At 64.4% G+C, this 24,457-nt stretch carries 23 protein-coding genes; 15 read left to right on the top strand and 8 right to left on the bottom strand.

Annotated features, from left to right (window positions below; genetic code table 11):
• Window positions 1-127: 127 nt before the first annotated feature.
• Window positions 128-1,087: a LysR family transcriptional regulator gene (locus ACIPZ5_RS24670; RefSeq protein WP_400811134.1), complete on the bottom strand. Its 960-nt coding sequence runs from the start codon at window positions 1,085-1,087 to the stop codon at window positions 128-130.
• 146 nt (window positions 1,088-1,233) lie between these two features.
• On the opposite strand from ACIPZ5_RS24670, the gene ACIPZ5_RS24665 reads away from it, so the two are divergent.
• The 5 genes from ACIPZ5_RS24665 (at window position 1,234) to ACIPZ5_RS24645 (ending at window position 5,636) form a co-directional block, all read left to right on the top strand.
• Window positions 1,234-2,061 (top strand): amidohydrolase family protein, encoded by an 828-nt coding sequence (locus ACIPZ5_RS24665; protein ID WP_400811132.1) that lies wholly within the window; start codon window positions 1,234-1,236, stop codon window positions 2,059-2,061.
• A gap of 41 nt (window positions 2,062-2,102) precedes the next feature.
• Window positions 2,103-3,461 carry an MFS transporter gene (locus ACIPZ5_RS24660; RefSeq protein WP_400811130.1) on the top strand — a complete coding sequence of 453 codons (1,359 nt, stop codon included), beginning with the start codon at window positions 2,103-2,105 and terminating at the stop codon, window positions 3,459-3,461.
• The gene (locus tag ACIPZ5_RS24655; protein ID WP_261944039.1) at window positions 3,458-4,198 is read left to right on the top strand and encodes an SDR family NAD(P)-dependent oxidoreductase; all 741 of its coding nucleotides are present in this window, start codon (window positions 3,458-3,460) and stop codon (window positions 4,196-4,198) included. The genes ACIPZ5_RS24660 and ACIPZ5_RS24655 overlap by 4 nt, the downstream gene beginning before the upstream one ends.
• Window positions 4,195-4,986: a sugar phosphate isomerase/epimerase family protein gene (locus ACIPZ5_RS24650; protein WP_400811128.1), complete on the top strand. Its 792-nt coding sequence runs from the start codon at window positions 4,195-4,197 to the stop codon at window positions 4,984-4,986. The genes ACIPZ5_RS24655 and ACIPZ5_RS24650 overlap by 4 nt, the downstream gene beginning before the upstream one ends.
• Before the next feature lie 308 nt (window positions 4,987-5,294).
• A complete protein-coding gene (locus ACIPZ5_RS24645) occupies window positions 5,295-5,636 on the top strand; it encodes a cupin domain-containing protein (RefSeq protein ID WP_261944040.1) in 342 nt (113 codons plus the stop codon).
• On the opposite strand, the gene ACIPZ5_RS24640 is transcribed toward ACIPZ5_RS24645, so the two are convergent.
• Window positions 5,626-6,102: a hypothetical protein gene (locus ACIPZ5_RS24640; RefSeq protein ID WP_400811126.1), complete on the bottom strand. Its 477-nt coding sequence runs from the start codon at window positions 6,100-6,102 to the stop codon at window positions 5,626-5,628. The two genes, ACIPZ5_RS24645 and ACIPZ5_RS24640, sit on opposite strands and share 11 nt — an antisense overlap.
• Before the next feature lie 328 nt (window positions 6,103-6,430).
• Between ACIPZ5_RS24640 and ACIPZ5_RS24635 the strand changes: the two genes are divergently transcribed.
• Genes ACIPZ5_RS24635 through ttdB form a run of 3 tightly spaced genes read left to right on the top strand, consistent with a single transcriptional unit; the run spans window position 6,431 to window position 9,313 of the window.
• Window positions 6,431-7,777, top strand: coding sequence for a dicarboxylate/amino acid:cation symporter (locus ACIPZ5_RS24635; protein WP_400811124.1), 1,347 nt, complete (start codon window positions 6,431-6,433; stop codon window positions 7,775-7,777).
• A gap of 10 nt (window positions 7,778-7,787) precedes the next feature.
• Complete coding sequence (gene ttdA / locus ACIPZ5_RS24630) at window positions 7,788-8,696, top strand: L(+)-tartrate dehydratase subunit alpha (protein ID WP_261944043.1); 909 nt, start codon at window positions 7,788-7,790, stop codon at window positions 8,694-8,696.
• An 8-nt stretch (window positions 8,697-8,704) separates the two neighbouring features.
• Window positions 8,705-9,313, top strand: a complete 609-nt coding sequence (gene ttdB / locus ACIPZ5_RS24625; protein ID WP_261944306.1) for a L(+)-tartrate dehydratase subunit beta — start codon at window positions 8,705-8,707, stop codon at window positions 9,311-9,313.
• A gap of 128 nt (window positions 9,314-9,441) precedes the next feature.
• Here ttdB and ACIPZ5_RS24620 read toward each other — a convergent pair whose 3' ends face one another.
• Entirely contained in the window at window positions 9,442-10,959 is a 1,518-nt protein-coding gene (locus tag ACIPZ5_RS24620; protein ID WP_400811122.1) for an MDR family MFS transporter, read from the bottom strand.
• 45 nt (window positions 10,960-11,004) lie between these two features.
• Window positions 11,005-11,667 (bottom strand): TetR/AcrR family transcriptional regulator, encoded by a 663-nt coding sequence (locus ACIPZ5_RS24615; RefSeq protein WP_400811120.1) that lies wholly within the window; start codon window positions 11,665-11,667, stop codon window positions 11,005-11,007.
• Between the two features lie 266 nt (window positions 11,668-11,933).
• On the opposite strand from ACIPZ5_RS24615, the gene ACIPZ5_RS24610 reads away from it, so the two are divergent.
• The 7 genes from ACIPZ5_RS24610 to ACIPZ5_RS24580 all read left to right on the top strand — a co-directional run bounded on the left by ACIPZ5_RS24610 (window position 11,934) and on the right by ACIPZ5_RS24580 (window position 18,842).
• On the top strand, window positions 11,934-12,254 hold the full coding sequence (locus ACIPZ5_RS24610) for a hypothetical protein (RefSeq protein ID WP_261944046.1): 321 nt from the start codon (window positions 11,934-11,936) through the stop codon (window positions 12,252-12,254).
• Between the two features lie 277 nt (window positions 12,255-12,531).
• Window positions 12,532-13,128 (top strand): paraquat-inducible protein A, encoded by a 597-nt coding sequence (locus tag ACIPZ5_RS24605; protein WP_261944047.1) that lies wholly within the window; start codon window positions 12,532-12,534, stop codon window positions 13,126-13,128.
• The gene (locus ACIPZ5_RS24600; RefSeq protein ID WP_400811118.1) at window positions 13,125-13,769 is read left to right on the top strand and encodes a paraquat-inducible protein A; all 645 of its coding nucleotides are present in this window, start codon (window positions 13,125-13,127) and stop codon (window positions 13,767-13,769) included. Before ACIPZ5_RS24605 ends, ACIPZ5_RS24600 begins: the two co-directional genes overlap by 4 nt.
• Entirely contained in the window at window positions 13,753-15,393 is a 1,641-nt protein-coding gene (locus ACIPZ5_RS24595) for an intermembrane transport protein PqiB (RefSeq protein ID WP_400811116.1), read from the top strand. The genes ACIPZ5_RS24600 and ACIPZ5_RS24595 overlap by 17 nt, the downstream gene beginning before the upstream one ends.
• A 28-nt stretch (window positions 15,394-15,421) precedes the next feature.
• Window positions 15,422-15,958 carry a membrane integrity-associated transporter subunit PqiC gene (locus ACIPZ5_RS24590; RefSeq protein ID WP_400811114.1) on the top strand — a complete coding sequence of 179 codons (537 nt, stop codon included), beginning with the start codon at window positions 15,422-15,424 and terminating at the stop codon, window positions 15,956-15,958.
• A 30-nt stretch (window positions 15,959-15,988) separates the two neighbouring features.
• Window positions 15,989-17,863 (top strand): diguanylate cyclase domain-containing protein, encoded by a 1,875-nt coding sequence (locus tag ACIPZ5_RS24585; protein WP_400811112.1) that lies wholly within the window; start codon window positions 15,989-15,991, stop codon window positions 17,861-17,863.
• Window positions 17,864-18,026: 163 nt separating this feature from the next.
• Window positions 18,027-18,842 (top strand): substrate-binding periplasmic protein, encoded by an 816-nt coding sequence (locus tag ACIPZ5_RS24580; RefSeq protein ID WP_400811110.1) that lies wholly within the window; start codon window positions 18,027-18,029, stop codon window positions 18,840-18,842.
• Window positions 18,843-19,125: 283 nt separating this feature from the next.
• Here ACIPZ5_RS24580 and ACIPZ5_RS24575 read toward each other — a convergent pair whose 3' ends face one another.
• The 4 genes from ACIPZ5_RS24575 to ACIPZ5_RS24560 form a co-directional block, all read right to left on the bottom strand.
• Window positions 19,126-20,139, bottom strand: a complete 1,014-nt coding sequence (locus tag ACIPZ5_RS24575) for an XdhC family protein (RefSeq protein ID WP_400811108.1) — start codon at window positions 20,137-20,139, stop codon at window positions 19,126-19,128.
• A 132-nt stretch (window positions 20,140-20,271) separates the two neighbouring features.
• Window positions 20,272-21,618 (bottom strand): c-type cytochrome, encoded by a 1,347-nt coding sequence (locus tag ACIPZ5_RS24570; RefSeq protein WP_400811106.1) that lies wholly within the window; start codon window positions 21,616-21,618, stop codon window positions 20,272-20,274.
• A gap of 18 nt (window positions 21,619-21,636) precedes the next feature.
• Entirely contained in the window at window positions 21,637-23,886 is a 2,250-nt protein-coding gene (locus ACIPZ5_RS24565) for a molybdopterin cofactor-binding domain-containing protein (protein WP_400811104.1), read from the bottom strand.
• Window positions 23,886-24,341, bottom strand: coding sequence for a (2Fe-2S)-binding protein (locus tag ACIPZ5_RS24560; RefSeq protein WP_400811102.1), 456 nt, complete (start codon window positions 24,339-24,341; stop codon window positions 23,886-23,888). The genes ACIPZ5_RS24565 and ACIPZ5_RS24560 overlap by 1 nt, the downstream gene beginning before the upstream one ends.
• Window positions 24,342-24,457 lie beyond the last annotated feature (116 nt).

The raw sequence follows: 24,457 nt of genomic DNA, 5'->3' as shown, positions 1-24,457 counted from the left end.
AGGCGGCACAGGAGTAACTGGCCCGAAACAGACTGTGGGAGCGGGCTTGCCCCGCGAAGCGCCGCGCGGGCGGCGCTCGATCTCCCAGGCGCTGAAAATCCCCCGCCGAACACCTCGCAGCCATCCATCAATTCACCCCCGAGCCCAACCTGAACCCCTCAATCCCCCGCCCAATCTTCAGCGCCTGGTCCTGCAACACCCGCATCAGATGCAGCGCCGACTGCGACGGCGGCTCGAAGCGCGAGTAAACGAAGCTGATATCGAAATGTATCTCGTCAACCAGCGACACCACATGCAAACCGCTGTCCTGGGCAACGAACTCGTCGATCACGCTGATGCCCATCCCCTGCTTGACCAACGCCACTGCCTCGTTGGCATTGGTGAACGACAGCAGCGAATCCAGCTGCAAACCGCGCTGCTCGATATGCCCCGCCAACAGCTGGCCGAACGGCATGTCCGGGCGGAACAGCAGCAACGCATGGCCCTGCAGCTGTTGCAGGGTCAATGAAGGCTGCTGCGCCAAGGCATGCCCGGCCGGCATCACCACGACCATGCGCCCACGCATGAATGCCTGCGAATGCAGGTGGTCGTGCACTACCGGCAACGCGGCAATCGACAGGTCGACCTTCTTCGACAGGATCTGGTTGGGCATCTCGTGCATCAGCGAGGTCTGCCATTCGATCTGCAGTGACGGCGATTCACGCTTGAGTTGGGCCAGTGCCGTGGGGATCACCACCGTCGACAGCGAGGCGCTGCAGGAAATGCGCAGCTTGCGCTGGCCTCCCGCAGCCAGTGACAGCGCGCATTCGTTGACCTGTAGCGCGGCCTGATACACCCGTTCGACCTCACGATAAAGGATCTGCGCTTCGGCGGTGGGTACCAGTCGGTTGTTGATGCGCTCGAACAATCGGTAGGCCAGGCGCCCTTCGATGTAGCCGATCAGCTTGCTCACCGCCGGCTGCGAGACATACAGCAGCTTCGCGGCAGCACTGATCGAGCCGGTGAGCATGACAGCCCGGAACACCTCCATGTGCCGCAGCTTGAACACCATGGCACTGCCCTCTGCACTTTCCTGACCAGCCTGCATGAGTATTACCTTCGGTTATGGTCTTCGCCATCTGTGTATGAGCGCTGTGCAGCCGCCCGCAGTATCGTGAGCCCAGGCAAATCGCCCTGGCGGCGAACAATAACAAGATCTGCAGGCAAGCGCAGTGGCGCTTGAAGGAACCGCACTTGAACATCTACGACGAACCCAAGATCGACTGCCATAACCATCTGTTTGACCCTGCACGCTTCGCTTACCACGCCGACGCCCCCTATGCGCCGTCTGGCCAGGAGGTCGCCACCCTGGCCCAGTTCAACCAGGTGATGGATGCCTATGGCGTGCGCCATGCCTTGCTGGTGGGGCCCAACAGTGGCTACCACACCGACAATACCCTGTTGCTGCACGCACTCGCTGCTGGCCAGGGGCGTTTCAAAGGGATTGCAGTGGTCGAACGGCAGATTGGCCTGGACGCCTTGGCCGCACTGAAGGAGCGGGGCGTGGTCGGTGTGGCCTTCAACCCGGCGCTGTATGGCGTGCCGAGCATGCGTGATGCCGAGCCGCTGTTCGGCAAGCTCGCCGAGCTGGGCATGTTCGCCCAGGTGCAAGTCTGCGAGGACCAGTTGCTGGACCTGCAGTGGCTGATCGCGCACAGCTCGGCGCGCCTGCTGATCGACCACTGCGGCCGCCCGGATGCCGCTGCAGGCCTGCAGCAGGCCGGCTTTCAGGCCCTGTTGCAGCTCGCTCGCAGCGGGCGGGCCTGCGTGAAGCTGTCGGGCATGCAGAAGTTCGCTGATGCCGAGGGCCTGTATGAGCAAAGCCATGGCTATGTACGGGTGCTGCTCGATGCGTTCGGCCCCGATGCCTGCGTATGGGGCTCGGACTGGCCATTCATCCGCCAGCATGCGCGTGTCGACTACGGCCCGCTGCTGAAACTGGCCGAACGCCTGATGCCCGACGCCCGCCTGCGTCGCAAGGTCATGTGGGACACCCCGCGACGGCTGTTCGGTTTTGCCTGATTCACAGCACTTGCCATTCCAATAACAAGAGAGCAATCGCCATGAGCACTAAGCAGACAATTGGCGTCGGGGTGTTCGATACCCTCGATAACCCCGCACGCGCGCAACAACGCACCCGTACCCGTTTCATGATCCTGGCGCTGATTTCCGGTGGCACCATGATCAACTACCTGGACCGCAGCGTGATGGGTATCGCCGCCCCGAGCATCAGTGCCGACCTGGGCCTGAACGCGGCGATGATGGGGTTGATCTTCTCGGCGTTTTCCTGGACCTACGCCGCCGCGCAGATCCCCGGCGGCATCCTTATCGACCGCCTCGGCACCAAGCTCACCTATTGGCTGGCGCTGACCCTGTGGTCGCTGTTCACCGGCCTGCAGGGCCTGGCCCAGGGCTTTCTGTCACTGCTGGGCATGCGTTTTCTGGTCGGCGTGACCGAAGCACCCTGCTTCCCCACCAACAGCCGTGTGGTGGCGACCTGGTTCCCGCAAAGCGAGCGGGCCCGGGCGACCGGCATCTACACCTTTGCCGAGTACACGGGGCTTGCGTTCCTGACCCCCTTGCTGTTCTGGGTGCTGCATGCCTATGGCTGGCGCTTCCTGCTGATGGCGGTGGGCCTGCTGGGCATCCTCTATGGCCTGGTATGGTGGCGCAAATACCACGAGCCGCACCAGTCGACTTCGGCCAACCAGGCAGAGCTCGACTACATCGCTGCCGGCGGCGGCGTGGTGGATGGCGGGCAGAAGGCCACGCAGTTCCGCTGGTCACAGATCCCGGCGCTGCTCAAGCACCGCAACATGCTCGGCATCTGCCTGGGGCAGTTCGCTTGCAACTCGACCAACGTGTTCTTCCTCACCTGGTTCCCCACCTACCTGGTCACCGAGCGGCACATGCCCTGGCTCAAGGTAGGTTGGGTGGCGGTGCTGCCGTTCATTGCCGCGTCGCTGGGCACGTTGGTTGGCGGCTGGATATCCGATGCGCTGCTGCGCCGCGGCTACTCGCTGAACCTGGCGCGCAAGCTGCCGGTGATTGCCGGGTTGCTGACGGCATCGATCATCGTGCTGGCCAACTATGTCGAGTCCGATGCGCTGGTGATCACCATTCTCTGCGTCGCTTACTTCGCCCAGGGCATGTCGGCCCTTGCCTGGATGATCGTCTCCGACATCGCGCCCAAAGGCCTGCTGGGCCTCAGTGGCGGGCTGTTCAACCTGTTCGCCAACGCCGCCGGCATCGTCACTCCGCTGACCATCGGCCTGATCGTCAGCGCCACCGGCTCGTTCGTCTGGGCGCTGGCCTTCGTCTCGTCGATCACCGCACTGGGTGCGCTGTGTTACCTGTTCATGGTGCGCGACCTGCGTCGCCTGCCGGATATTCCTTCTGTTGAAAATGGAGCAAGAAAATGAGCCAACCCCTGCACGGGCAAACAGCAATCGTTACCGGCGGCATGCGCGGCATCGGCCTGGCGATCGCCCAGCGCCTGCACCAGGCCGGCGCCCAGGTGGTGATCTGGGACCTCGCGGTCGATGGCTGGAACAGTGCTGAAAACGGCTTCGAGCCGGTGCTGCGCCAGGCCGTGGACGTGGCCTCGCTGGCGTCGGTGGAGGCTGCGTTCGCTGCGGCGCTGGCCCATGTGGGGCAGGTCGAGATCCTGGTCAACAACGCCGGTATCAACGGCCCCGTAGTCGCCTCGTGGGAATACCCGCCAGAAGCCTGGGACAAAGTCATCGCCATCGACCTCAATGGTGTTTTCTACTGCTGCCGCACCGCCATCCCGCACATGCGTGAGCGTGGTTACGGGCGCATCGTCAACGTCGCCTCGATGGCTGGCAAGGACGGCGTGCAGTACATCTCGGCCTATTCGGCGGCCAAGGCCGGCGTCATCGCCTTCACCAAGGCGGCGGCCAAGGAGTTGGCCCAGGACGGCGTGCTACTCAACTGCATCGCCCCCGCCATGGTCGAGACCCCACTGATGGCAGAAATGACCCCGGAACACATCGCCGCCAGCAAGGCCAAGATCCCCATGGGGCGTTTCCTCAAGGCGGAGGAGATTGCCAACATGGTGGCCTGGATCGCGGGGCCGGAATGCAGCTTCACCACCGGTTTTGTATTCGACCTCAGTGGCGGGAGGGCGACCTATTGAGGCCGCTTGGAGTTGCCCACCTGACGGCGCTGAACCTGGCGCCGGTCGAGCTGGTGCGTGAGGCGGCGCGGGCCGGCTTCGAGGCTGTGGGGTTGCGCCTGCACCCGGTGATGCCGGGCGCCAGAGCCTACCCGCTGAAGTCTGGCAGCCTGGCGGCACGTGAGTTGAAGGCGGTGATCGCGGGCGAGGGCGTGCGAGTCAGCGATATCGAATTCGTTTCGTTGAAACCGGAGTTTCAGCTTACCGACTACGAAGGCTTGCTTGCCGCAGGTGCGGACCTCGGTGCCAGCAGTCTCACGGTTTCCGGGGATGATCTGGATCATGCGCGTCTCGTGCACAATTTCGCGGCCTTGTGCGAACTGGCCGGCGGCTACGGGATGCGTGTGGACCTGGAATTCATGCGCTGGCGGCCGGTGGCAACGCTGCAGCAGGCGGTGGCCGTGGTGACGGCGGCCGGGCAGGGCAACGCGGGTGTGCTGCTGGATGCGCTGCACCTGTATCGCTCTGGTGGAGATGAGAACGCAGTCGCTCAGGTCGATCCTCGTTATCTGCGGGCTGTGCAGGTGTGCGATGCGCCGCTGCAGGCGCCGGAGGAGACGTTGATCATTCAGGAGGCACGGGAAGGGCGTTTGATGCCGGGGCGCGGCCAGTTGCCGTTGGAGGCACTGTTGAGTGCATTGCCGGCTGACGTGCAAGTCAGCGTTGAAACGCCCTCGGCGCTGTTTGCGCCTGAGCTGTGTCTGAAAGCCGCCTACGAAGCTACCCGATCCATGTTGGCTTCGGCTTGAACCCTGGGGCCGCCTGCAGCCCATCGCTTGCAAGCGGCCCCAACGGTCATATCACCCGAGCCAGATGCAATGCCTCCAGCGCCTCCCCGCGCAGCCGCGAAAGGCTTTGGTCACGCCGATCCCGCGGGTATTCCAGCGCGACCCGCAATTCCCGGCAAACCGTTCCAGACCGGTTATCGATCACCAGCACCCGATCACTCAGGTACGCAGGCTGTTTGGGCGAGGGCATTGTATTGCTTGGCTGTTGCCGGGCAGACAACGGCAAAGCGCGCTTCACTGATAGAGGACAGCCCGTTGAGTACACCCCCATGAACAACGAACAGGCAGCACCCGAAACCCGTGGCGTGACGGTGGAGTTACTGGCAACGGTCGATCTGGGGCCGGAAATCGAAGGCATGGCCGGCCGCCAGTTGCGCATGCGCAAGGTGACCATTGCCCCGGGTGGAGTGTTCGGGCCGGTCCATGATCACAAGGACCGGCCCGGCACGGTGTTCATCCTGCAAGGCACCATCACCGACCACCGCAATGGTCGGGCCACCGACTACGGCCCTGGTGTCGGCTGGCCCGAAGACCACAACACCACGCACTGGCTGGAAAATCGCGGCACAGTGACTGCGGTGGAAATCTCGGTCGACATCATCAAGGGTTGACCTGGTAGCCACGCCCTTGCAGGCACCCGCTGTAGGCGCTGGCATGCGCCGAGCTTTGCGCCTGGCCCTGGTTGCGCCGGTCTTCGCGGCGCTCCTGGCGTTGCCGCGAGGCACCGACCGCTGCACCGGCGGCTGCCCCCTGGCCTGCACGGTTCTGCCGGTACTCTTCCTTGGCATTGTCGCCGACCCGATCATAGACCTCGTCGTGCTGATTGCCACGCACCTGGGCGCCCACCGCACCCGCTGCGGCACCGGCGGCAGCGCCCTTGACCCTGCCGCCGACGTGGCTGCCAGACGTACTGCTGCTGGCGCTGTTGGCGGCGTTGGTCGCCACGGTGTTGCAGTCGTTGATGTCCAGCTGCATCTGCTGGCTGCTCTGGCCCTTGAGCGGTACCACCGACTGGGCCTGGGCCGCTGACGCCGCACACAGCAGCATCAGCAGGTAACTCCACGTGAACGCACGCATCGCACACCTCCACTGGAAGGGAACTGCATCTCACAGGATAGCTGGGTGCAGCACTGCGAAGGGCGCACCTGCAGGCCATTGATCGCAGACCCGGGGCGACAAGTGCTTGCTCGCTGTAAAGAAACCCGCCCGCTGTGCGAACCGCTATTGATAACCACAAGTAAACAATGAGTTGAATTTCATTGTATTACTGCAATCTGGAAAAGCCCTTACCTTTAGCCCACGTGATAACCACACGCACTCTGGGCCCAAGCGCGTCCTGCCTGTACGCACCCGCTGGCCCAGCCGCCACATTCATCCGACTCACAACAATAATTCGGAGACGGCAATGGCCAAGCGTTTGATAGGCAAGCTGTACGTACAAGTGTTGATAGGCGTGTCCCTGGGCATTGTGCTGGGGGTGTTCTGGCCTGCAGTCGGCACCGACATGAAGCCCCTCGGTGACGCCTTCATCAAGCTGATCAAGATGGTCTTCGCGCCGATCATCTTCGCCACGGTGGTGCTGGGCATCGCCAAGATGGAAAACATGAAAGAGCTGGGCCGGGTCGGCGCCCGGGCGCTGATCTACTTCGAGGTGCTGTCGACCTTCGCCCTGGTGCTCGGCCTGGTCGTGGTCAACCTGGTGCAGCCGGGGCAGGGCATGAATGTCGACCCCGCCACCCTTGATACCCAGGCCATTTCCACCTACACCGCCGCGGCTGCCAGCGGCTCGGGTGGTTTCACCGATTTTCTCCTGCATGTGATTCCCGGCAGCGTGGCCGACGCCTTCGTCAGGAACGAAATCCTGCAGATCCTGTTGTTCTCGACCTTGCTGGGCATTGCCCTGGCCAACCTCGGCGAGCGCGGCAAGCCGATGGTCGATGTGCTTGAAGCGTTTTCCCACGGCATGTTCTACATCGTTGGCCTGGTCATGCGGGTCGCGCCGCTGGCGGCCTGTGGCGCCATGGCCTTCACCGTCGGCAAGTACGGCCTGGGTTCGATCGTGTCGCTGGGCAAGCTGATGGCGACCATGTACCTGACCTGTTTCCTGTTCGTGGTGCTGGTGCTTGGCAGCATTGCGCGGATGTCGGGCTTCAGCTTGTGGAAGTTCCTCAAGTACCTGCGCGAAGAGCTGTTCACCGTGCTGGGTACCAGCTCCTCCGAGTCGGTGGTGCCGCAATTGATGAGCAAGCTGGAAAGGGTCGGCGTGTCCAAGCCGGTGGTTGGCCTGGTGATCCCTTCGGGGCTGACCTTCAACCCCGATGGCCAGTGCATCTATTACACCATGGCGGCGATCTTCATCGCCCAGGCCACCAACACCCCGCTGACCTTGATGGACCAGCTGATCGTGCTCGGCGTGCTGCTGCTCACCTCCAAGGGCTCGGCGGGCGTGACCGGCTCGGGCTTCATCACCCTGGCCGCGACCCTGGCGACCATGGACAACATTCCGGTGGCCGGCATGGTCCTGCTGCTGGGTGTCGACCGCTTCATGTCCGAAGCCCGCGCCATCACCAACACCATCGGCAATGCCGTGGGCACCATGGCCATCGCCAAGTGGGTCGGAGCCCTGGACAGCGCACGGATGAACCAGGTGCTCGATGGCCAGCCAGTGACGCAGCCCGAACCGCCTGCCAGCGCCAACCCGGCCGCAGAACCGGCCAGCTGTACCGATAAGAAAAGCCTTGTGATGCACTGAGGAGATAACCGTGGATACCGTAGCAAAAGACAATGCCGTCTCATCGCTGACCGACACGTTGGCCAAGTTCACTGCCTATATCGGCAAGCGCCTGCCCAAGGATGTGAAGGCAAAGACTGCCAAGCTGCGCGCGGCGGAAACCAACCCACTGGCCATCGCCGTCTACGACTCGATGGCCGACAACCAGGAATATGCCGACAAGCTGAACCGCCCCAGCTGCCAGGACACCGGGGTGATCCAGTACTTCATCTCGGCTGGCGCGCGCTTCCCGTTGCTGGGCGAGATGGAAGGCATCCTCGAAAATGCCACCAAGCAAGCCACCGTCCACGGGCCATTACGCCATAACGCGGTGGAAACCTTCATCGAGAAGAACACCGGCACCAACACCGGCTCGAAGATCCCGTGGCTGGACTGGGAAATCATCCCCGATGCCGACTACGCCATCGTCGACGTGTACATGGCCGGTGGCGGCTGCACCTTGCCGGGTTCGGCCAAGGTACTGATGCCTGGGCAGGGCTACGAAGGGGTGACCGAGTTCGTCTTCGACGTCATCACCTCGCGTGGCGTCAACGCCTGCCCGCCGTTGCTGGTGGGGGTAGGGGTGTCGACCTCGGTGGAGACCGCGGCACGCCTGTCGAAAAAGGCCATCCTGCGCGAAGTCGATTCCAGCCACCCCAACGAAAGCGCGGCGATGATGGAGAAGCTGCTGGAAGAGGGCCTCAATGAAATCGGCATCGGTCCCCAGGGCCTGACCGGCAACAGCAGCGTGATGGGGGTGAACATCGAGTCCTCGGCGCGCCACCCTTCGACCATTGGTGTCGCCGTATCGACCGGCTGCTGGGCGCACCGCCGCGGCAAGATCCGCATCAACGCCGACCTCTCTTACGACATCCTTTCCCACGAAGGTGTGATCCTGTGAACAGTCCTGTGAAAAAGATCATCAGTACCCCCATCAGCGACGAAGACCTGGCCAACCTCAACGTCGGCGATGTCGTCTACCTTACCGGCCAGCTGGTGACCTGCCGCGACGTGGCCCACCGCCGGCTCATCGAGCTGGGGCGCGAGCTGCCGGTGGACCTGCGCGGCGGCGCGATCTTCCATGCCGGCCCGATCGTCAAGAAGAAAGAAGATGGCAGTTTCGAGATGGTGTCCATCGGCCCGACCACCAGCATGCGCATGGAAAAGTTCGAGAAGCAGTTCATCGAGCAGACCGGTGTGAAGCTGATCGTCGGCAAGGGTGGCATGGGGCCGGAAACCACCACCGGCTGCCTGGAGAACAAGGCGGTGCACGCGGTGTTCCCTGGCGGCTGCGCGGTACTGGCGGCCACTCAGGTCGAGGAGATCGAGCGTGCCGAATGGCAGGACCTGGGCATGCCGGAGACCCTGTGGGTCAACCGCGTGCGTGAGTTCGGGCCGTTGATCATCTCCATCGATACCAAGGGCAACAACCTGTTCGAGCAGAACAAGGCCCGGTTCAACGAGCGCAAGGGTGCGGTGATCGAGAAGATCAACAGCCAGGTGCGGTTCATCAAGTAGCCTTTACCTGTACCGGCCTCCTCGCGGGGCAAGCCCGCTCCCACAGGAACCGTGCAGCCTTGAGACTGTGATGAACCTTGTGGGAGCGGGCTTGCCCCGCGAAGAGTCCGGTATAGGCAATACAAGGCTCAATGGGCGCTACGCAAGGGCACTTCTCGCAACAACCAAGACAAGGCAAAGGCCACACTGGTAATCACCGCCGCCACCAGAAACACCCCATGCATGGCCCCGGAGAACGCCTCCAGATAGGCCTGTTGCTGCGGCGCCGCCAAGGCATGCACCGCCGTCGGCGACAGGCTTGCAGCACCGCCGCTGGCAGCCGCGAAATCACTCGGCAAGCCATCGAGCAACGCATGGGAAAACAACGCGCCGAACACCGAAACCCCCACCGAACCACCAATCGAACGGAACAGCGTGGCCCCTGAAGTCGCCACGCCCATGTGCCGGCGCTCGACGCTGTTCTGCACGGCCAGGATCAATACCTGCATGACCATGCCCAGGCCTGCGCCAAGCAGCCCCATGTACAGGTTCATTTGCCACATCGGCGTGCCCAGCTCCAGGCGGCTGAGCAGCCCCAGGGCGAACACTTGCAGCAGTGTGCCAAGGATCGGAAACACCCGGTAGCGCCCCCATCGGCTGATCAGCCGCCCGGTAGTCGCCGACACCACCAGCAACCCTCCCATCAACGGCAGCATCTGCAGGCCGGCACTGGTGGGCGAGGCGTCCTTCACCACTTGCATGTACAGCGGCAGGAACGTCACCGAGCCGAACAGCGACACGCCGACAATCAGCCCGATCAAACCGGCGAGCACGAAGGTGCGGTGACGGAACAGGTGCAGCGGCATGATCGGTTCGGCCGCGCGGCGCTGCTCGAAGACGAAACCGACCAGGCCGATCACGGCGAACAGCGCCAGGCACAGGATGTCCAGCGAGGCCCAGGGCAGCAGGCTGCCGCCCAGGCTGGTGATCAGTACCAGCGCGCCCAGGGTGATGGTCAGGAAGAACGCGCCGATGTAGTCGACCACATGCTTGACCGGTGCCACGTGCGGGCGGAACACACTGCCGATTACCACGACGGCCAGCAGGCCCAGCGGCAGGTTGATGAAGAAGATCCAGTGCCAGGACAGGTGTTCGACCAGAAACCCGCCGATCAACGGGCCCACCACGGTGGCCAGGCCAAACACGCCACCGAACAGGCCCTGGTAGCGGCCGCGTTCGGCGGGCGGTATGACGTCACCGATGGCCGCCATGGCGACCACCATCAGGCCGCCGCCGCCCAGGCCTTGTAACGTGCGGAACAGGATCAGCTGGGTCATGTCCTGGGCCAGCCCGCACAGCGCCGAGCCAAGCAGGAACAAGGCGATGGCGATCTGCAGCACGCGCTTGCGCCCGTAGAGGTCGCCGAACTTGCCGTACAGCGGCACGACCACGGTAGAGGCCAGCAAGTAGGCGGTGACGACCCAGGACAGCCAGCGCAACCCGCCGAGGTCGCTGACGATGGTCGGCAATGCGGTGGAAACGATGGTCTGGTCCAGTGCCGCGAGGAACATGACCAGCATCAACGCGCCGAGCAACAGTGGGATGGACGTCTGGGTAACCGGTTCGGCCTTGACCGAGGCGGTTGCGTCAGCAGCAGTCGGTTGCATGGGGTTGCCTTGAGCCTGTGGTTGCGATTGAGCGTCCATGTGCGGTCAGCGGCCGTCGCCCAGGGCGTGCTGGCGGCCCGCTTCCTGCAGGCCGGCGAGGGCAAAGCTGAACAGCTGGGCAGACACCTCTTCGGCCGGCATGCCGAGGATTTCATGCAGGGTCCCGGTGGACCCGCGCGGGCCAATCAACAGCATCGCCCAGGGAGCGGTGACACAGAGGATGCAGCGGGTCAGTGCCGGGTCGTCCCGCGGGATGGCGGTGATCTCGCTGAACAGGCCCCTGAGCAGCGACAGCTTCAGCGGTGCTTCGGCCTGCAGGTGGGCCTGGCCGTGCGGGCTGGGCGCGAGGATTTCTGCGGCCAGCACGCGCAGGTGCCAGTTGTCGCGACGCTGCGTGGCCTTGCGCACCACCAGTTCGACCAGCGCCCGCAGTTTTTCCGTCGCCGGTTGCTCGCCGAGGGTGATCCGTTGCAGGTCGCTGATGTCCAGAAAGCGCCGCCGTGCTTCGTCGAGCACGGCCAGGTACAGGCCATTGCGGCTACCGAAGTGGTAATTGATCGAGGCCAGGTCGACCTCGGCCTTGGCCGCGACGGCTTTGTTGCTGGCTTCGGCATACCCCACGGCGGCAAACAGCTCGCCAGCGGCCTGGAGGATTCGCGTGCGGGTGGCTTCGCCGTCTTTGCGCGGTTCGCGCGGGGTGGTGGCCATGATGGACTGCTCTTGAGCCGGTGTGATGAGAGGCAGCGTGACGCCGTTATAAATTAAATTCAATTTAAATTTAACGATCGTACCTGGCGGGCGACAGAAGGCGTCGCTGTACTGCGCCCGGATGGCGCACGCCGCTAGGGGAAGCGCCCCCAGTTGTGGTATACAACTCGTTAATCGACACCACCTTCGCAGGCACTCGGATGCGTCGCGGCTGGCTGGTGAATTCCTTGCACCTGCTCCTTTTACTGTGAAACGGAGATTCGAAGATGACCGCCACCGACCGTCTGAGCCTGCTGCAGTACGAGCACCTGGGCCTGGACGATGTTGCCGCTGCCGAGTTCAAGGTGGCTCTGGAGGAGCTGCGCAAGCTGGCACTGGAAGACCGTTACGAACACCCCGCCGCCCTGCACCTGGGTGATATCGCCGACGCCGAGAACCGTCGCGAGCTGGCTGAGACCAAAGGCTGGGGGATCGGCTTTTTGCAGGGGCTGACCTGCGCCAAGGCACTCTCGCAGGAGCACCTTGAAGCACTGCGCCGGGTGTTTCAGGCCGCCGCGGAGCGCGCGATCAAGCGCATGTGCAGGTAAGCGTGTTGAACTTGCCGCTGTTCGCAATGGACAGCGGCAATCTGCCACCCCCTCGAATCCCTACGATAAGCCTGCGTTGGCAGGTCGAACCCGTGCGTCTGCGCTGGTAACCCAACCCGTCGGTAATCTGCCCGACCGTTCGGAACTTTCTTGTCCCGCCCCGTGTTGACGAGCACATTGGCCGTTTCTCGACTTTACTGACAGGCGCTGATGCCAATCTTCATGCACCGAGCGCATTGAGTAGTGGCTTGGAGTGATGCGGTCCTTGGGGGAGACCATGAGCCAGAGCCAGGCACTGATCATCTGTGAGTACTGCGACGCGGTGTATCAGCGTAGGCCAGTGCAAAAACATCAACAGGCACGGTGCGTCCGGTGTGGCGGGGTGTTGTATCGCCATAAGAGCCTGACGGTCCAGCAGCGCCTGGCCCTGAGCGTGACTGGTGCGGTATTGCTGATCTTTGCCAATGCCTACCCGGTCATGACCATTGGCATGCAGGGGCTGAGCAACTCGGCGACGTTATGGGATTCGGTGCTGATCCTGAGCAGCGGCAGTATCACCTTCATTGCCCTGGTCATGGCCCTGGCCATCATCTTTGCCCCTGTGCTGCAGATTGCCTTGCTCTGCTGGGTACTCAGCTTCGCCCTGGCCGGGCGCCGGGCGCCGGGGTTTGCCATGAGCATGCGCTGCCTGGAAGGCCTGCGGCCGTGGAGCATGCTGGAAGTCGGCCTGCTGGGTGCGTTGGTGGCGGTGATCAAGCTGGCGGGCCTGCTCGAGGTGATCCCCGGCATCGGCCTGGTCGCCCTGGCGGCACTGAGCATGCTGATCATCTACATTGCCGGGCGCGATATCCGCGACCTTTGGGAGCAGGTATGAGCACGCCCGCGCTGGCAGACGAGCTGGGCCTGTGCCTGTGCCACGGTTGTGGGCATGCCTGCGAGCTGGGCCGCCACGCGCATGTGTGCGAACGCTGCGGCGCGCCCCTGCACCGGCGCAAGACCAACGCCATCGCCCGTGGCTGGGCGTTCCTGGTGGCCGCGCTGGTGTTCTATGTACCTGCCAACCTGCTGCCGGTGATGCACACCGAAATGCTCGGCAGTGGCAGTGACAGCACCATCGGTGGCGGCGTGGTGGAATTCTGGGAGCACGGCGCCTGGGACATCGCCCTGATCATCTTCATCGCCAGCATGGGCGTGCCGGCAATCAAGTTCTTTTCCCTGGGCTTGCTGCTGTTCACCGCCCAACGCCGTTCGAGCTGGGCACGCCGGCAGCGCTCGCAGCTGTATCGCGGCGTCGAGCTGATCGGTTACTGGTCGATGCTCGATGTGATCGTCGTGGCGCTGGTGGCCGCATTGGTGCAGCTGCGTGGCCTGGGCACCATCGAGCCGCGCCCGGGCATCCTGTTTTTCGGCATGGTCGTGGTGCTGACCATGTTTTCGGCAATGAGCTTCGACCCACGCTTGATCTGGGATCACCCTGGCAATGAGGGAGGCCGCACCGATGGCGCAAGCGAGTGACGCGCGAAATGGGGCCGGGCAGGCAGAGGTACGCACCCGGCGCTGGAATGTTTCACTGGTGTGGATCGTGCCGATCCTGGCGATCCTGGTCGGAGCCTCGCTGGTGGTGCGCAACTGGATGCAGCAGGGGCCGGTGATTTCCATTTCCTTTCGTTCCGGCGAAGGGCTGGTGGCGCACAAGACCCAGGTCAAGTACCGCAGCGTGGTGATTGGCGAAGTGACCACCGTGGAACTGGCCGCAGACCACGAAAGCGTCGTCGTCAAGGTGCAGCTGGCCAATGATGCGCGTTCGTTCGCCACCGAGGGCGCGCGCTACTGGGTGGTGCGCCCTCGGATCGGTGCGGGCGGGGTGTCTGGCGTCGACACCTTGCTCTCCGGCAGTTTCATTGGCGCCGATGCCGGCGAGTCGAAAGCCTCGGAAAAGAACTTTACTGGCCTGGAGCTGCCGCCTGCGATCACCTATGGCGAGAAGGGCAAGCGTTTCGTCCTGAGCGCCAACGACCTCGGCTCCCTGGATATCGGTGCTTCCATCTACTACCGCAAGATCCCGGTGGGTGAAGTGGTGTCCTATGCCTTGCAGGACGATGGCAAGGGGGTGGACATTGGCATTTTCGTGCAGTCGCCCTATGACGCCTTTGTTACCCGTGATACGCGGTTCTGGAATGCCAGTGGTGTCGACATGCAGATTGGCGCTAATGGCTTGACGGTCAATACCGAGTCGCTGTCGTCCATCCTGGTCGGCGGGCTGGCTTTCGGTTCCCCCGACTTTGCCCCGGACGCCCAGGCCGCCGAGGACCAGGCGCACTTCCAGTTGTTTGCCGACCGTGAAAGCGCGCTGGCTCCGCCAAACGGCCAAGGGCAGTACCTGCAACTGCGTTTCGACCAGTCCATGCGAGGCCTGTCGGTGGGGGCGCCGGTGGAGTTCAAGGGCGTGGAGTTCGGCAAGGTCACTTCGATCAAACTTGATTACGACCCGGCGAAGCAGATCTTCCCGGTGGTGGTGGATGCAGTGATCTACCCGCAGCGCCTCGGTCCGGTGCATCAAAAGATGCTGGCAGTGTTCAAGCACACCGAGGGTGACCTGAACGGTGCGCGCGAATTGATCGGCACGTTCGTCGAGCATGGCCTGCGGGCGCAGGCGCGCAGTGGCAACCTGATCACCGGGCAGATGTTCATTTCCCTGGACTTCCACCCCGAAGCGCCCAAGGTCGTGTTCGACAGGGCTGCCGAGCCCATCGTCATTCCAACCTTGCCCGGCAGCCTGGAGATGCTGCAGGAGCAGTTGCAGCATTTTGTCGAGCGCATCGGCAAGTTGCCGCTGGAGAGCATTGCCAGCAACCTCGATGGCACCCTGCGTGACCTGCGCGCCAACCTCAAGACGTTCAACAGCCAGACGCTGCCTGGGGTGAAAGCCACCCTCGACGACATGCAGAAAACCTTGAAGACGGCCAACGCGACCATCGCCGACAATTCGCCAGAGCGCGAACGGCTGGGTGAAACGCTGGATGAGCTGGAACGCATGTCGCGCTCGCTGCGCGACCTGACCGACTACCTGGGGCGCCACCCCGAGTCGCTGATTCAAGGCCGGCCGAAGGCGGCCGGGGCGCAAGACTTGAGACCTTGAAAGTGACAGGCCAAAGGAGTGTCAGCTGATGCATCGAGTGCGCAACCTGTGTGGTGCCAGCCTGCTGATCTGGCTGAGCGGCTGCAGCAGCACCCCGAACAACTACCACACCCTGGTTCCGGCCCAGCCGGTGCAAGGGGGCAGCCAGCACGTGCAGGTGAGCCGGGTTAGCCTGCCACCGCAGGTGGACCGCCCGCAACTGGTGGTGCGCCAGGGCAGTAGCGGCCTGGCCATTCTGGAAACGGAGTGGTGGGGCGCCAACCTGGTGGATGAGTTCCGCAGTGCCCTGCAGGACATGCTGGGCGGCCCGGTGGCCGGCCCCGGCAGTGTGTTGCGGGTCGATGTGCAGCGCTTTGACAGCGTGCCCGGCCAGTACGCCTCGCTCGATACCCTGTGGCGCCTGAAACGGCCTGGCGAAGCCGAAATCACCTGCCGGACCTCGGTCCAGACGGCTGCTGACAACAGCATCAACAACCTGGTCAACGCCCACCAGGCCAACCTGCGCAAGCTGGCCGAGGCCGTGCGGGCAACGGCGGCGCCAGGCAGGCCCTGCCCAACCACATGATGCGGGTGAACCAGGGTTCGGGGAGCCCGCATGAAGTTACGCACGAGATTGCTCTGGCTGTTCGTACCACCGCTGCTGCTGGTGTTGATGCTTGTCTACTTCGCGGCCCAAGGCATGCTCCTGGCCCGCCTGGACAAGCAGGACGAGCGCCTGCTGGTCGCCGAAGCCGAGCGCCTGCGCGCTTTGCTGGGTAACAGCTTCGAGCGTGACGCCAACCGCCTGCGGCAATGGGCGCAGGCGATGCCGGGAGCGGTGCCGTCGGCGTTCCCGCTCGATGCCGCCACGCTGGGCCGCAGTGGTTTCGACTTCATTCTGTACTTCGCCAATGGTGAGCAGCGGGTGAGCTGGCGGCCGCTGGACCTGGCGTCGCTGGAGCGCCCGGCCGGCGCGCCGGCACTGAGCCTGCAGGCGCTTCATGACGGCGTCGCCGAACAATTGGCGCGCTTGCTGCAGCCCCAGGATGTAGCGCCCCCTGCGCAATTGTTGGCGGTGCTCAGGGTGCCACTGATTCTGGTGGCGGTGGATACCGCACGCAGCGGTGAGCGCGCCAGCGGTGTGCTGCTGGCGGGGACGTTTCTCGACAGCAAGCGTATCGCCATGCTGCAACAGCAGCTTGGCGGTGAGCTCACCTGGCTGCCGTCGGCCACCGAGCAGGAGCGGCCGGTGCTGCAGGCCGAACTCATGAGCATCGGCAATCGCCAGGTGGTCGATGCCCGCCATCAGAGTATCGACCTGCTGTTCCAGGACAGCCTGGGCGAGCCTCAGCTGCGCCTGCAGCTGACCCGCGAGCGCCATCTGTACCTGGAAGGCGAGCAGCAGCTCAATGTGTTCCTCGGCGTGACGGGAGGCCTCATCGGCCTGGCCTGGCTGCTGATCTACCTCGCCCTGGACGTCACCTTGCTGCGGCGTATTGCCCGCTTGCATCACGAGCTTCTGGCCATTGGCCCAGCTGCGGCGGGGCGACGCCTGACCGACGACGGCCGCGATGAACTGGGCAAGCTGGCGCGTGAAGCCAACCGTGCGCTGGACCGCCTGGAGCAGAGCGAAGCGCGCGACCGGGCGATTCTCGATGCCATGGAGGACGGCTACTTCGAACTCGACGAGCTGGCCAGGATCGAGTCGGTCAACCCGGCTTTCTGCAGGCTGCTCGGTTACCCGGCCGGCCAGGTGCTCGGGCGCACCTTTGCCTCGTTGCAGGAAGAACCAGCGCCCAGCACCACGACAGATCCGGTGATCGCGGAAACCGAACCCGGCGCACCACTCTCGGCACGCCTGCGGCGCGCCGACGGCAGCATCGGTCACTTCGAGACCCAGATCTCCAGGCGGCATAATGCCGGTGGCCGTTTGATCGGCTATCGCGGCATTCTGCATGACGTCAGCGAGCATGTGCTGCATCAGCGCCAGCTGTTCGACCTGGCTCATCAGGATGCCCTGACCGGATTGGGCAATCGCAAGGCGTTCCATGAGGACCTCGCCCGGCACCTGCACGGCGGTGCCTTGCCGCTGGCGTTGATCTTTCTTGACCTGGACCGCTTCAAGCAGGTCAACGACCGCTTCGGCCACGATGTCGGCGATGCCTTGCTGGTGTGCATGGCCGAGCGCCTGTGCAATGCCCTGCGTCAACCGGACAAGGCCTATCGCCTGGGGGGCGACGAGTTCACCGTGATCGTCCCGATGACCGATCTCCAGGCAGCCAATGCGCTGGCCCAGCGCTTGCTCAAGGTGCTTGGCGAGCCGGTCAGTGTCAGGGGGCTGAGCATCGACTTCGTCACCCCAAGCATCGGCCTTGCGCTCGCACCTGCCCATGCCAGCGAGGTGGATGCACTGGTCCGGGCAGCCGATCAGGCGATGTACGAAGCCAAACGCCGGCGCGGGCAGGTATGTGTTTTCCAGCACAGCGACTGAGTGCCGGGTAGCGCGCAAACGGCGCAGGAATGGCTGGCGCATGGCCAATCCTGAGCCAGACTGTTTGAAGCACGCGGCCATCGACGCCGCCGTGGCCCACGGGATGTGGCGGCTTTCGCGACCACGCCTGGCCGCTGAATGCCACAGCTTCCGGGGGGTGTAGATGATCGAGCATTGTCGTTGCCGGTCTTTGCTGCTGTCGCTCTGCTTGCTTCTTCTGCCCGAACTGGCGATGGCAGAGGGGTTGTGCGGCCAGCTGACCGCTACCGGCAATCCTGAGTACCCTCCGTATCTCTGGCGTGACCCGAACAACCCTGAGCAACTGATCGGGGCCAATGCCGACCTGCTCAAGGCAGTGGGCAACGCGCTTGGCCTTGACGTGAAGGTGGTATACGGCGGGCCATGGTCGAGGGCACAGGAAGAGGTGCGTAACGGGCGTATCGACCTGATGGCGGGGTACTTCCTGACCCAGGAGCGCCAGCAGCAGATGGACTTCATCAGCCCGCCGTTCCTGCATGCCCGCAGTGTGGTCTGGGTCCGCCAGAACGATGCCTTTGCTTATCGTGAATGGGCGGACCTCAAAGGCCGCAATGGCGGAACGTTGGTCAGCAACAGCCACGGCCAGCAGTTCGATGACTATGCCCGGGCCAATCTCCAGCTCGAAGCGGTGCCCGGTGCCATGCAGGCGTTCGAGAAGTTGCTGCACAAGCGCAACGACTACCTGATCTATGAGCAGTACCCTGGCATGGCCCTGGTGCGCGCGCAGGGGTGGGAGGCGCAATTGAAGGTGCTTGAACCGCCGGTGTCCAGTGAGGGGTTGTACCTGGCGGTTTCACATCAGTCGAAGTGCAATCGGGCAGAACTGCGCGAGAAGCTGGCGCGGATAATGAACGAGATGGTGGCCGGGCCGGTGCCGGAGCAATTGGTCGAGAAGAATCTGGAGTTGTGGCGGCAGCAGCAAGCAGGGGGCCAACCTTGAAGGTGTTCGCCAGGGGTTTTTTAGCGCCTGTGAGACCGAGCGCCGCCCGCGCGGCGCATCGCGGATAAATCCGCTCCCACATTTGTTGCAACGTGCCGAACCTGTTACGCCATGGTTGCCAGCCTTGGTGCATGTCTTGAGTCGTGCGAACCGGCTGACAACCATGGCCTGACAGGCATGGCCACGTTGCAACAAATGTAGGAGCGGATTTATCCGCGATGCGCCGCGCGGGCGGCGCTCGGTCTCACAGGCGGCAACAATCGCGAGGCGAACACACACCAGCCTACCCCTCAACCTCCAGCGCCCGCTTGGCCTCACTCACATTGACCTCCCCAGGCAAAGCAACACCGTTCTTGATCGCCAGGATCTCGGCCATGACACTGACCGCAATCTCTGCCGGTGTCTTGCTGCCGATATAGATGCCAATCGGCCCGTGCAAACGCTGCAACGAGGCCTCGCTTTCGCCAAAGTGCTCGATCAGGCGTTCGCGGCGCGACTGGTTATTGCGACGCGAACCGATCACGCCAATGTAGAACGCCGGGCTGTGCAAGGCTTCGAGCAGGGCCAGGTCGTCCAGTTTGGGGTCGTGGCTGAGGCCGACGATGCAACTGCGCAGGTCCGGGGCGAACGCGCGCACCACGTCATCCGGCATGCCGACGATCTTCTCCACGCCCGCAACGTTCCAGCCATCCATGTACTCAGGGCGCGGGTCGCAGACGGCCACCTTGAAGCCATTGAACAGGGCCATGGTCGCCAGGTATTCGGCCAGCACCCCGGCACCGATCAGCAGCATGCGATAACCGGGGCCCAAGGTATTGAGCATATGCCGGCCATCGAAGCGGAACTGCTCCGGTGCGTGGGTGGTGGTCAGGTGAACCTGGCCGCTGTCCAGGGCCAGCTCCCGGCGCACCAGGTTGCCGCTGTCGAGCAGCGGCAGCAGTTGCGCCAGGCTTGCCAGTGCCGGGTCGAACTCGAGGATCAGCTCGAGCGTGCCACCGCAGGGCAAGCCGAAGCGCTGCGCCTCATCGGCGCTGACGCCATAGCGCACCACGTGCGGCAGACCGTGCGGCATGCCGTCGCCCCGATAGGCCGTGGTATAGCGATGGATGAGGTCATCCTCGATACAGCCGCCGGAGACGCTGCCAACCACGCGGCCATCGCCGCGCAGGGCCATCATCGAACCCACAGGCCGCGGCGATGAACCCCAGGTGCGGGCGACGGTGGCCAACAGCACGCGCTCGCCGGCCTGCAGCCAGTCATGGGCGGTGCGCAAGACCAACAGGTCGATGCTTTCCATGGGGCCTCCCATAGTCTGTTGCTTGATTGTGTAAATGTGCCGGCCTCTCGCGGGTGAACCCGCGCCCACAGGCGTTGCGCCGTCCTTGTGGGAGCGGGTTCACCCGCGAAGAGGCCGGTACAGGCAAAGTCTTCACCGCATGTGCAAGATAATCGGGCTGCTGCTGGCCGGGTCGGTGTGCCCGCGCAGCTTGGCCACCGCCTGTGCATCCACCGCGCCGCTTGAGTTGCCCCAGGTGCTGCGCACGAAGCTCAGCACTGCGGCGATTTCCTGGTCCGACAGCTGTTCGCGGAACGCCGGCATGCGGTAGGCATCCGGCAGGCCCGCGGCGACGATACGCTGTGAGCCATTGAGGGTGATGTTGATCGCCGAGGCGTTTTCCCGGGCCAATGCCGAGGTGGCACCGGCCAGCGGTGGCATCCACTCGGCCTGGCCCTTGCCGTCCAGGCCGTGGCAACTGGCGCAGCGTGTGACGTAGGTGTGGGCGCCAGGGCTGTCCAGGCGCGTGGCTGCGGAAACCGCCTGGTATTGCCAGGGCGTACCGTCACGCTGTGGGTCACCGGGCAGCGACTTGAGGTAGCGGGCGATTGCGCCCAGGTCGTCATCGCTCATGAACTGCGTGGAGTTGTTGAACGCTTCGGTCATCGACCCGTACACCACGGCATGCTGGTTGCGCCCGGTCTTGAGGAACTGCACGATCTCGGCCTCGCTCCAGCGGCCGAGCCCGGTGTTGGGGTCGCTGCGCAGGCTGGGTGCGTACCAGCCATCGAGCAGGGCGCCGGCGAGGAACGGCGTACCGGCTTCATCCAGGGCTTTCTCGTTGAAGGCCAGGCCCCGTGGCGTATGGCAGCTGCCGCAGTGGCCAGGCCCCTGGACGATATAGGCGCCGCGGTTCCACAGCGCGTCCTGCCCAGCCTTCGTGGCGTAAGGGGCATTGGCGGCGAACAGGCCATTCCACAAGGCAATAGGCCAGCGCAGGTTCAACGGCCAGGGGATATCGCTGGGCACGTTGGCCTGTTGCGCCGGCTGCACGCCCTTCATGAAGAAGGCGTACAGCGCCTTTACATCGTCATCGCTGAGCTTGGCGTACGAAGGGTAGGGCATGGCCGGGTACAACCGCCGGCCACCTGGCGCGACGCCATGGCGCACGGCACGGTCGAAATCGGCCAGGCTGTAACTGCCAATGCCAGTCTCGCGGTCGGGCGTGACGTTGGTGGCGTGGATCGTACCCAGTGGCGTGGCCATTGCCAGGCCACCTGCAAATGGCTTGCCGTCGGGCAGGCTGTGGCAGGCTACGCAGTCGCTGAGGCGGGCGACATATTCGCCCCGGCTGACCAGCGAGGGGTCGAGGCTCGTGGCGGGTTCGGCCGCGAATGGCGAGGCGGGTTCGCGGGTTACATACCAGGCCAGCAGGCCGGCCGCGACCAGGCACGGCACTGCCAGCCAGCCAGCGGCTCTGGCGAAACGACGTTGAGTCATGGGGCAGTCCTTGTCCGGTCAGCTGAAGGTGTGGCGGCTCAGGGGCAGGCTGCGCACCCGCTGGCCGGTGAGCTGCGCGACGGCATTGGCCACGGCAGGCGCCACCGCCGGCAACGGCGGCTCGCCGATACCACCCATCTTGGCGCCGCTCTCGACGATGCGCACATGCACCCGGGCCATGCGCGAGGGCGGCAGGATCGGGTACAGGTCGTAGTTGCGCGCGCGCGGCTTGCCGTCGATGAACACCGCTTCTTCCACCAGCGTCTGCGACAGGCCCAGGGCCACCGCACCGTTGACCTGGTGCTCGATGATCGCCGGGTTGACGATGCTGCCGGGGTCGATCGCCTGCCAGATGTCGTGCACCTTGACCTGGCCGTTTTCGATCGACACCTCGGCGATTGCCGCAGCTTCGGATCCAAACGGCGAAGCCATGGCGATGCCCCGGGCGCGCTTGCTGCCGTCTTCTGCCGTGAACGGCCCGCGCTTCCAGCCACCGGACAACTCGGCCACCGCGTGCAGCAGGTTGGTCAGCCGCTGATTGTCGCGCAGCAGGTGCAGGCGCAGTTCGTAAGGGTCCTTGCCGCCCTTGTCGGCCAGCTCGTCAAGGAACGATTCGTAGAAAAAGTCGTTCAGCGAGTTGCCCACCGAGCGCCAGTAGCCAAGCATGGCCGGGCCTTTGACGTAGATCTGGGCGATGCGTTTGTTGGCAATGGCGTAGGACTTGCCCGACAGCCCTTCGAGGGCGGTGGGGTCGATCTTGTCGCCTTGCTTGCCGGCGAGGGCTTCGGTCGGGCCCTCGGTGGCGCTTACTGCTTCGATGGCCACCGGCAGCCCGTCGGCATCCAGCCCGGCGCGGAACTTGACCACGGCGACCGGGCGCAGCACGTCGCGCAGGAACTCTTCCTCACGGCTCCAGATCAGCTTGACCGGGCGGCCGACGGCCTTGGCCAGGGCGATGGCTTGCGGGTATGGATTGGCCGAGTCATACAGGAAGTGGCGGCCGAAGAAACCACCGAGCAGCGGCGAGTGCAAGGTGATCTGCGCGGCATTCAGGCCGGTGCGTTTGGCGATGTCGTCGCGGAACATGTCCGGCGCCTGGTTGGGCAGCCAGACATCCAGGGTGCCATCCGGGTTGAAGCGGGCGAGGGCAGACGGCGGCTCCAGCTGGGCATGGTTGAGGTACTGGTTGTGGTAGCTGGCCTCGACCTTGGTCTTGGCACCGGCCAGGGCGCCGGCAATATCGCCCTCGTTCTCTTCGTCGCGGGCCGGCCCTTCAACGCTTGCCAGGTGCTCGCGCCAGCCGTCGCTGGAAAAATCCGCCGGCATCGGTCGCACCTTGCTGTCGGCGCCCGGTTCTTTCCAGTCCACCTGGATTGCCTCGACCGCGCGCTTGGCGTGCCACCAGCGTTCGGCGACCACGGCCACCGCGCCCGGCAACTGATGCACCGAATGCACCCCCTTCATGGCCTTGACCTGCTCCTCGTTGCGCAGGCTGCCCACGGTCATGCCCAGGCGTGGCGCGTGCTGCACGGCGGCGTGGAGCATGCCGTCGACCTTGATGTCGATGCAGTACTGGGCCTTGCCGGTGGATTTGTCGTAGGCGTCCAGGCGCCGCACCGGCCTGCCGATCCAGCGGAACTGGCTGGGGTCGCGCAGCTTGACGCTGGCAGGGTCCGGCACCGGCAGGTCCATGGCACGGCCGGCCAGTTCGCCGTAGGCCAGTGAACGGCCAGAGGCGGTGTGAATGACTTTGCCCGGCTCGGTGGACAGCTCGCTGACGGGTACCTTCCATTGCTCGGCAGCCGCTTGCAGCAACATGGCCCGGGCCAGGGCGCCGAGGCGGCGCATGGTCGGGTAGCTCATGCGCACCGACATGCTGCCACCGGTAATGCGCATGCCGTTTTCCATCACCACGTAGGCTTCACCAGGCGGCGCGCTGTCGACCAGGAAGTTGGCCGGGTCGACATCCAGTTCTTCACCCACGATCTGGGCCATGGCGGTGAACGGGCCTTGGCCACCTTCCATGAACGGGCTGAGCAGGCGTACCTTGCCGTCCGGGCGGATTTCCAGGAACGCCGGCACCTGGGTGCCGCGCTCCGCGGTGGCTGGCGCGGCGGCCTGCACACGGGCCGAGCCCATCGGCAGGCCGAAACCCAGCACCAGGGCGCCCACTGCGGTGCTGGCCAGGAAGCGCCGGCGCGACAGGTTGACGGTTTCGCCCAGCTGCAGCCTGAGCAGTTCTGCGGGGGTATCGACGGGGGTGTTCATCAGGCCTGCTCCCCTTGGGCGAGTGCATGCACGGCGCCATGGATGGCGTTGTAGGTGCCGCAGCGGCACAGGTTGACCATCGCTGCGCTGATCTGCTCATCGCTGGGTTTGGGGGTGTGCTTGAGCAGCGCCGTGGCCGCCATCACCTGGCCGGACTGGCAGTAGCCGCACTGCGCCACCTGATGCTCGACCCAGGCCGCCACCACGCGCTTGCCCACCGCGTCGGCCTCGACCGCTTCGATGGTGGTTATCTCGCGCCCGACCACGCCGGCCACGGGGGTGACACAGGCACGCACGACGTTGCCATCCACCAGCACCGAGCAGGCGCCGCACTGGGCCAGGCCGCAGCCGTACTTGGTACCGGTCATGCCCAGGTCGTCACGCAGCACCCACAGCAGAGGGGTGTCGGCATCGGCGTCGACCTGATAGGTCTGCTGGTTGATACGAAGTTCCATGGTTCACCTGCTGATCATCGGTTGATGGCGATTACGCTCTGCTGGGGAATACGTTGTTCCCCAATCCAGAAACGCTAGCACAGGGGTACGACCACTGGTCTGGTGGAGTGCGCAGG

It is taken from the genome of Pseudomonas sp. NPDC089428, from assembly GCF_044749325.1.
Classification (GTDB): domain Bacteria; phylum Pseudomonadota; class Gammaproteobacteria; order Pseudomonadales; family Pseudomonadaceae; genus Aquipseudomonas.
The sequence above is the reverse complement of the archived record's forward strand: the minus strand, read 5'-3'. Positions and strand labels throughout refer to the sequence as shown.

What these genes read in the sequence shown, in the direction of transcription:
- ACIPZ5_RS24595 (WP_400811116.1), top strand. Translation starts at nt 13,753, where the DNA reads ATGGCGCAAGCGAGTGACGCGCGAAATGGGGCCGGGCAGGCAGAGGTA.
- ACIPZ5_RS24600 (WP_400811118.1), top strand. Translation starts at nt 13,125, where the DNA reads ATGAGCACGCCCGCGCTGGCAGACGAGCTGGGCCTGTGCCTGTGCCAC.
- ACIPZ5_RS24560 (WP_400811102.1), bottom strand. Translation starts at nt 24,341, where the DNA reads ATGGAACTTCGTATCAACCAGCAGACCTATCAGGTCGACGCCGATGCC.
- ACIPZ5_RS24565 (WP_400811104.1), bottom strand. Translation starts at nt 23,886, where the DNA reads ATGAACACCCCCGTCGATACCCCCGCAGAACTGCTCAGGCTGCAGCTG.
- ACIPZ5_RS24580 (WP_400811110.1), top strand. Translation starts at nt 18,027, where the DNA reads ATGATCGAGCATTGTCGTTGCCGGTCTTTGCTGCTGTCGCTCTGCTTG.
- ACIPZ5_RS24610 (WP_261944046.1), top strand. Translation starts at nt 11,934, where the DNA reads ATGACCGCCACCGACCGTCTGAGCCTGCTGCAGTACGAGCACCTGGGC.
- ACIPZ5_RS24590 (WP_400811114.1), top strand. Translation starts at nt 15,422, where the DNA reads ATGCATCGAGTGCGCAACCTGTGTGGTGCCAGCCTGCTGATCTGGCTG.
- ACIPZ5_RS24670 (WP_400811134.1), bottom strand. Translation starts at nt 1,087, where the DNA reads ATGCAGGCTGGTCAGGAAAGTGCAGAGGGCAGTGCCATGGTGTTCAAG.
- ACIPZ5_RS24615 (WP_400811120.1), bottom strand. Translation starts at nt 11,667, where the DNA reads ATGGCCACCACCCCGCGCGAACCGCGCAAAGACGGCGAAGCCACCCGC.
- ACIPZ5_RS24570 (WP_400811106.1), bottom strand. Translation starts at nt 21,618, where the DNA reads ATGACTCAACGTCGTTTCGCCAGAGCCGCTGGCTGGCTGGCAGTGCCG.
- ACIPZ5_RS24575 (WP_400811108.1), bottom strand. Translation starts at nt 20,139, where the DNA reads ATGGAAAGCATCGACCTGTTGGTCTTGCGCACCGCCCATGACTGGCTG.
- ACIPZ5_RS24620 (WP_400811122.1), bottom strand. Translation starts at nt 10,959, where the DNA reads ATGCAACCGACTGCTGCTGACGCAACCGCCTCGGTCAAGGCCGAACCG.
- ACIPZ5_RS24635 (WP_400811124.1), top strand. Translation starts at nt 6,431, where the DNA reads ATGGCCAAGCGTTTGATAGGCAAGCTGTACGTACAAGTGTTGATAGGC.
- ACIPZ5_RS24585 (WP_400811112.1), top strand. Translation starts at nt 15,989, where the DNA reads ATGAAGTTACGCACGAGATTGCTCTGGCTGTTCGTACCACCGCTGCTG.
- ACIPZ5_RS24640 (WP_400811126.1), bottom strand. Translation starts at nt 6,102, where the DNA reads ATGCGTGCGTTCACGTGGAGTTACCTGCTGATGCTGCTGTGTGCGGCG.
- ACIPZ5_RS24660 (WP_400811130.1), top strand. Translation starts at nt 2,103, where the DNA reads ATGAGCACTAAGCAGACAATTGGCGTCGGGGTGTTCGATACCCTCGAT.
- ACIPZ5_RS24645 (WP_261944040.1), top strand. Translation starts at nt 5,295, where the DNA reads ATGAACAACGAACAGGCAGCACCCGAAACCCGTGGCGTGACGGTGGAG.
- ACIPZ5_RS24605 (WP_261944047.1), top strand. Translation starts at nt 12,532, where the DNA reads ATGAGCCAGAGCCAGGCACTGATCATCTGTGAGTACTGCGACGCGGTG.
- ACIPZ5_RS24655 (WP_261944039.1), top strand. Translation starts at nt 3,458, where the DNA reads ATGAGCCAACCCCTGCACGGGCAAACAGCAATCGTTACCGGCGGCATG.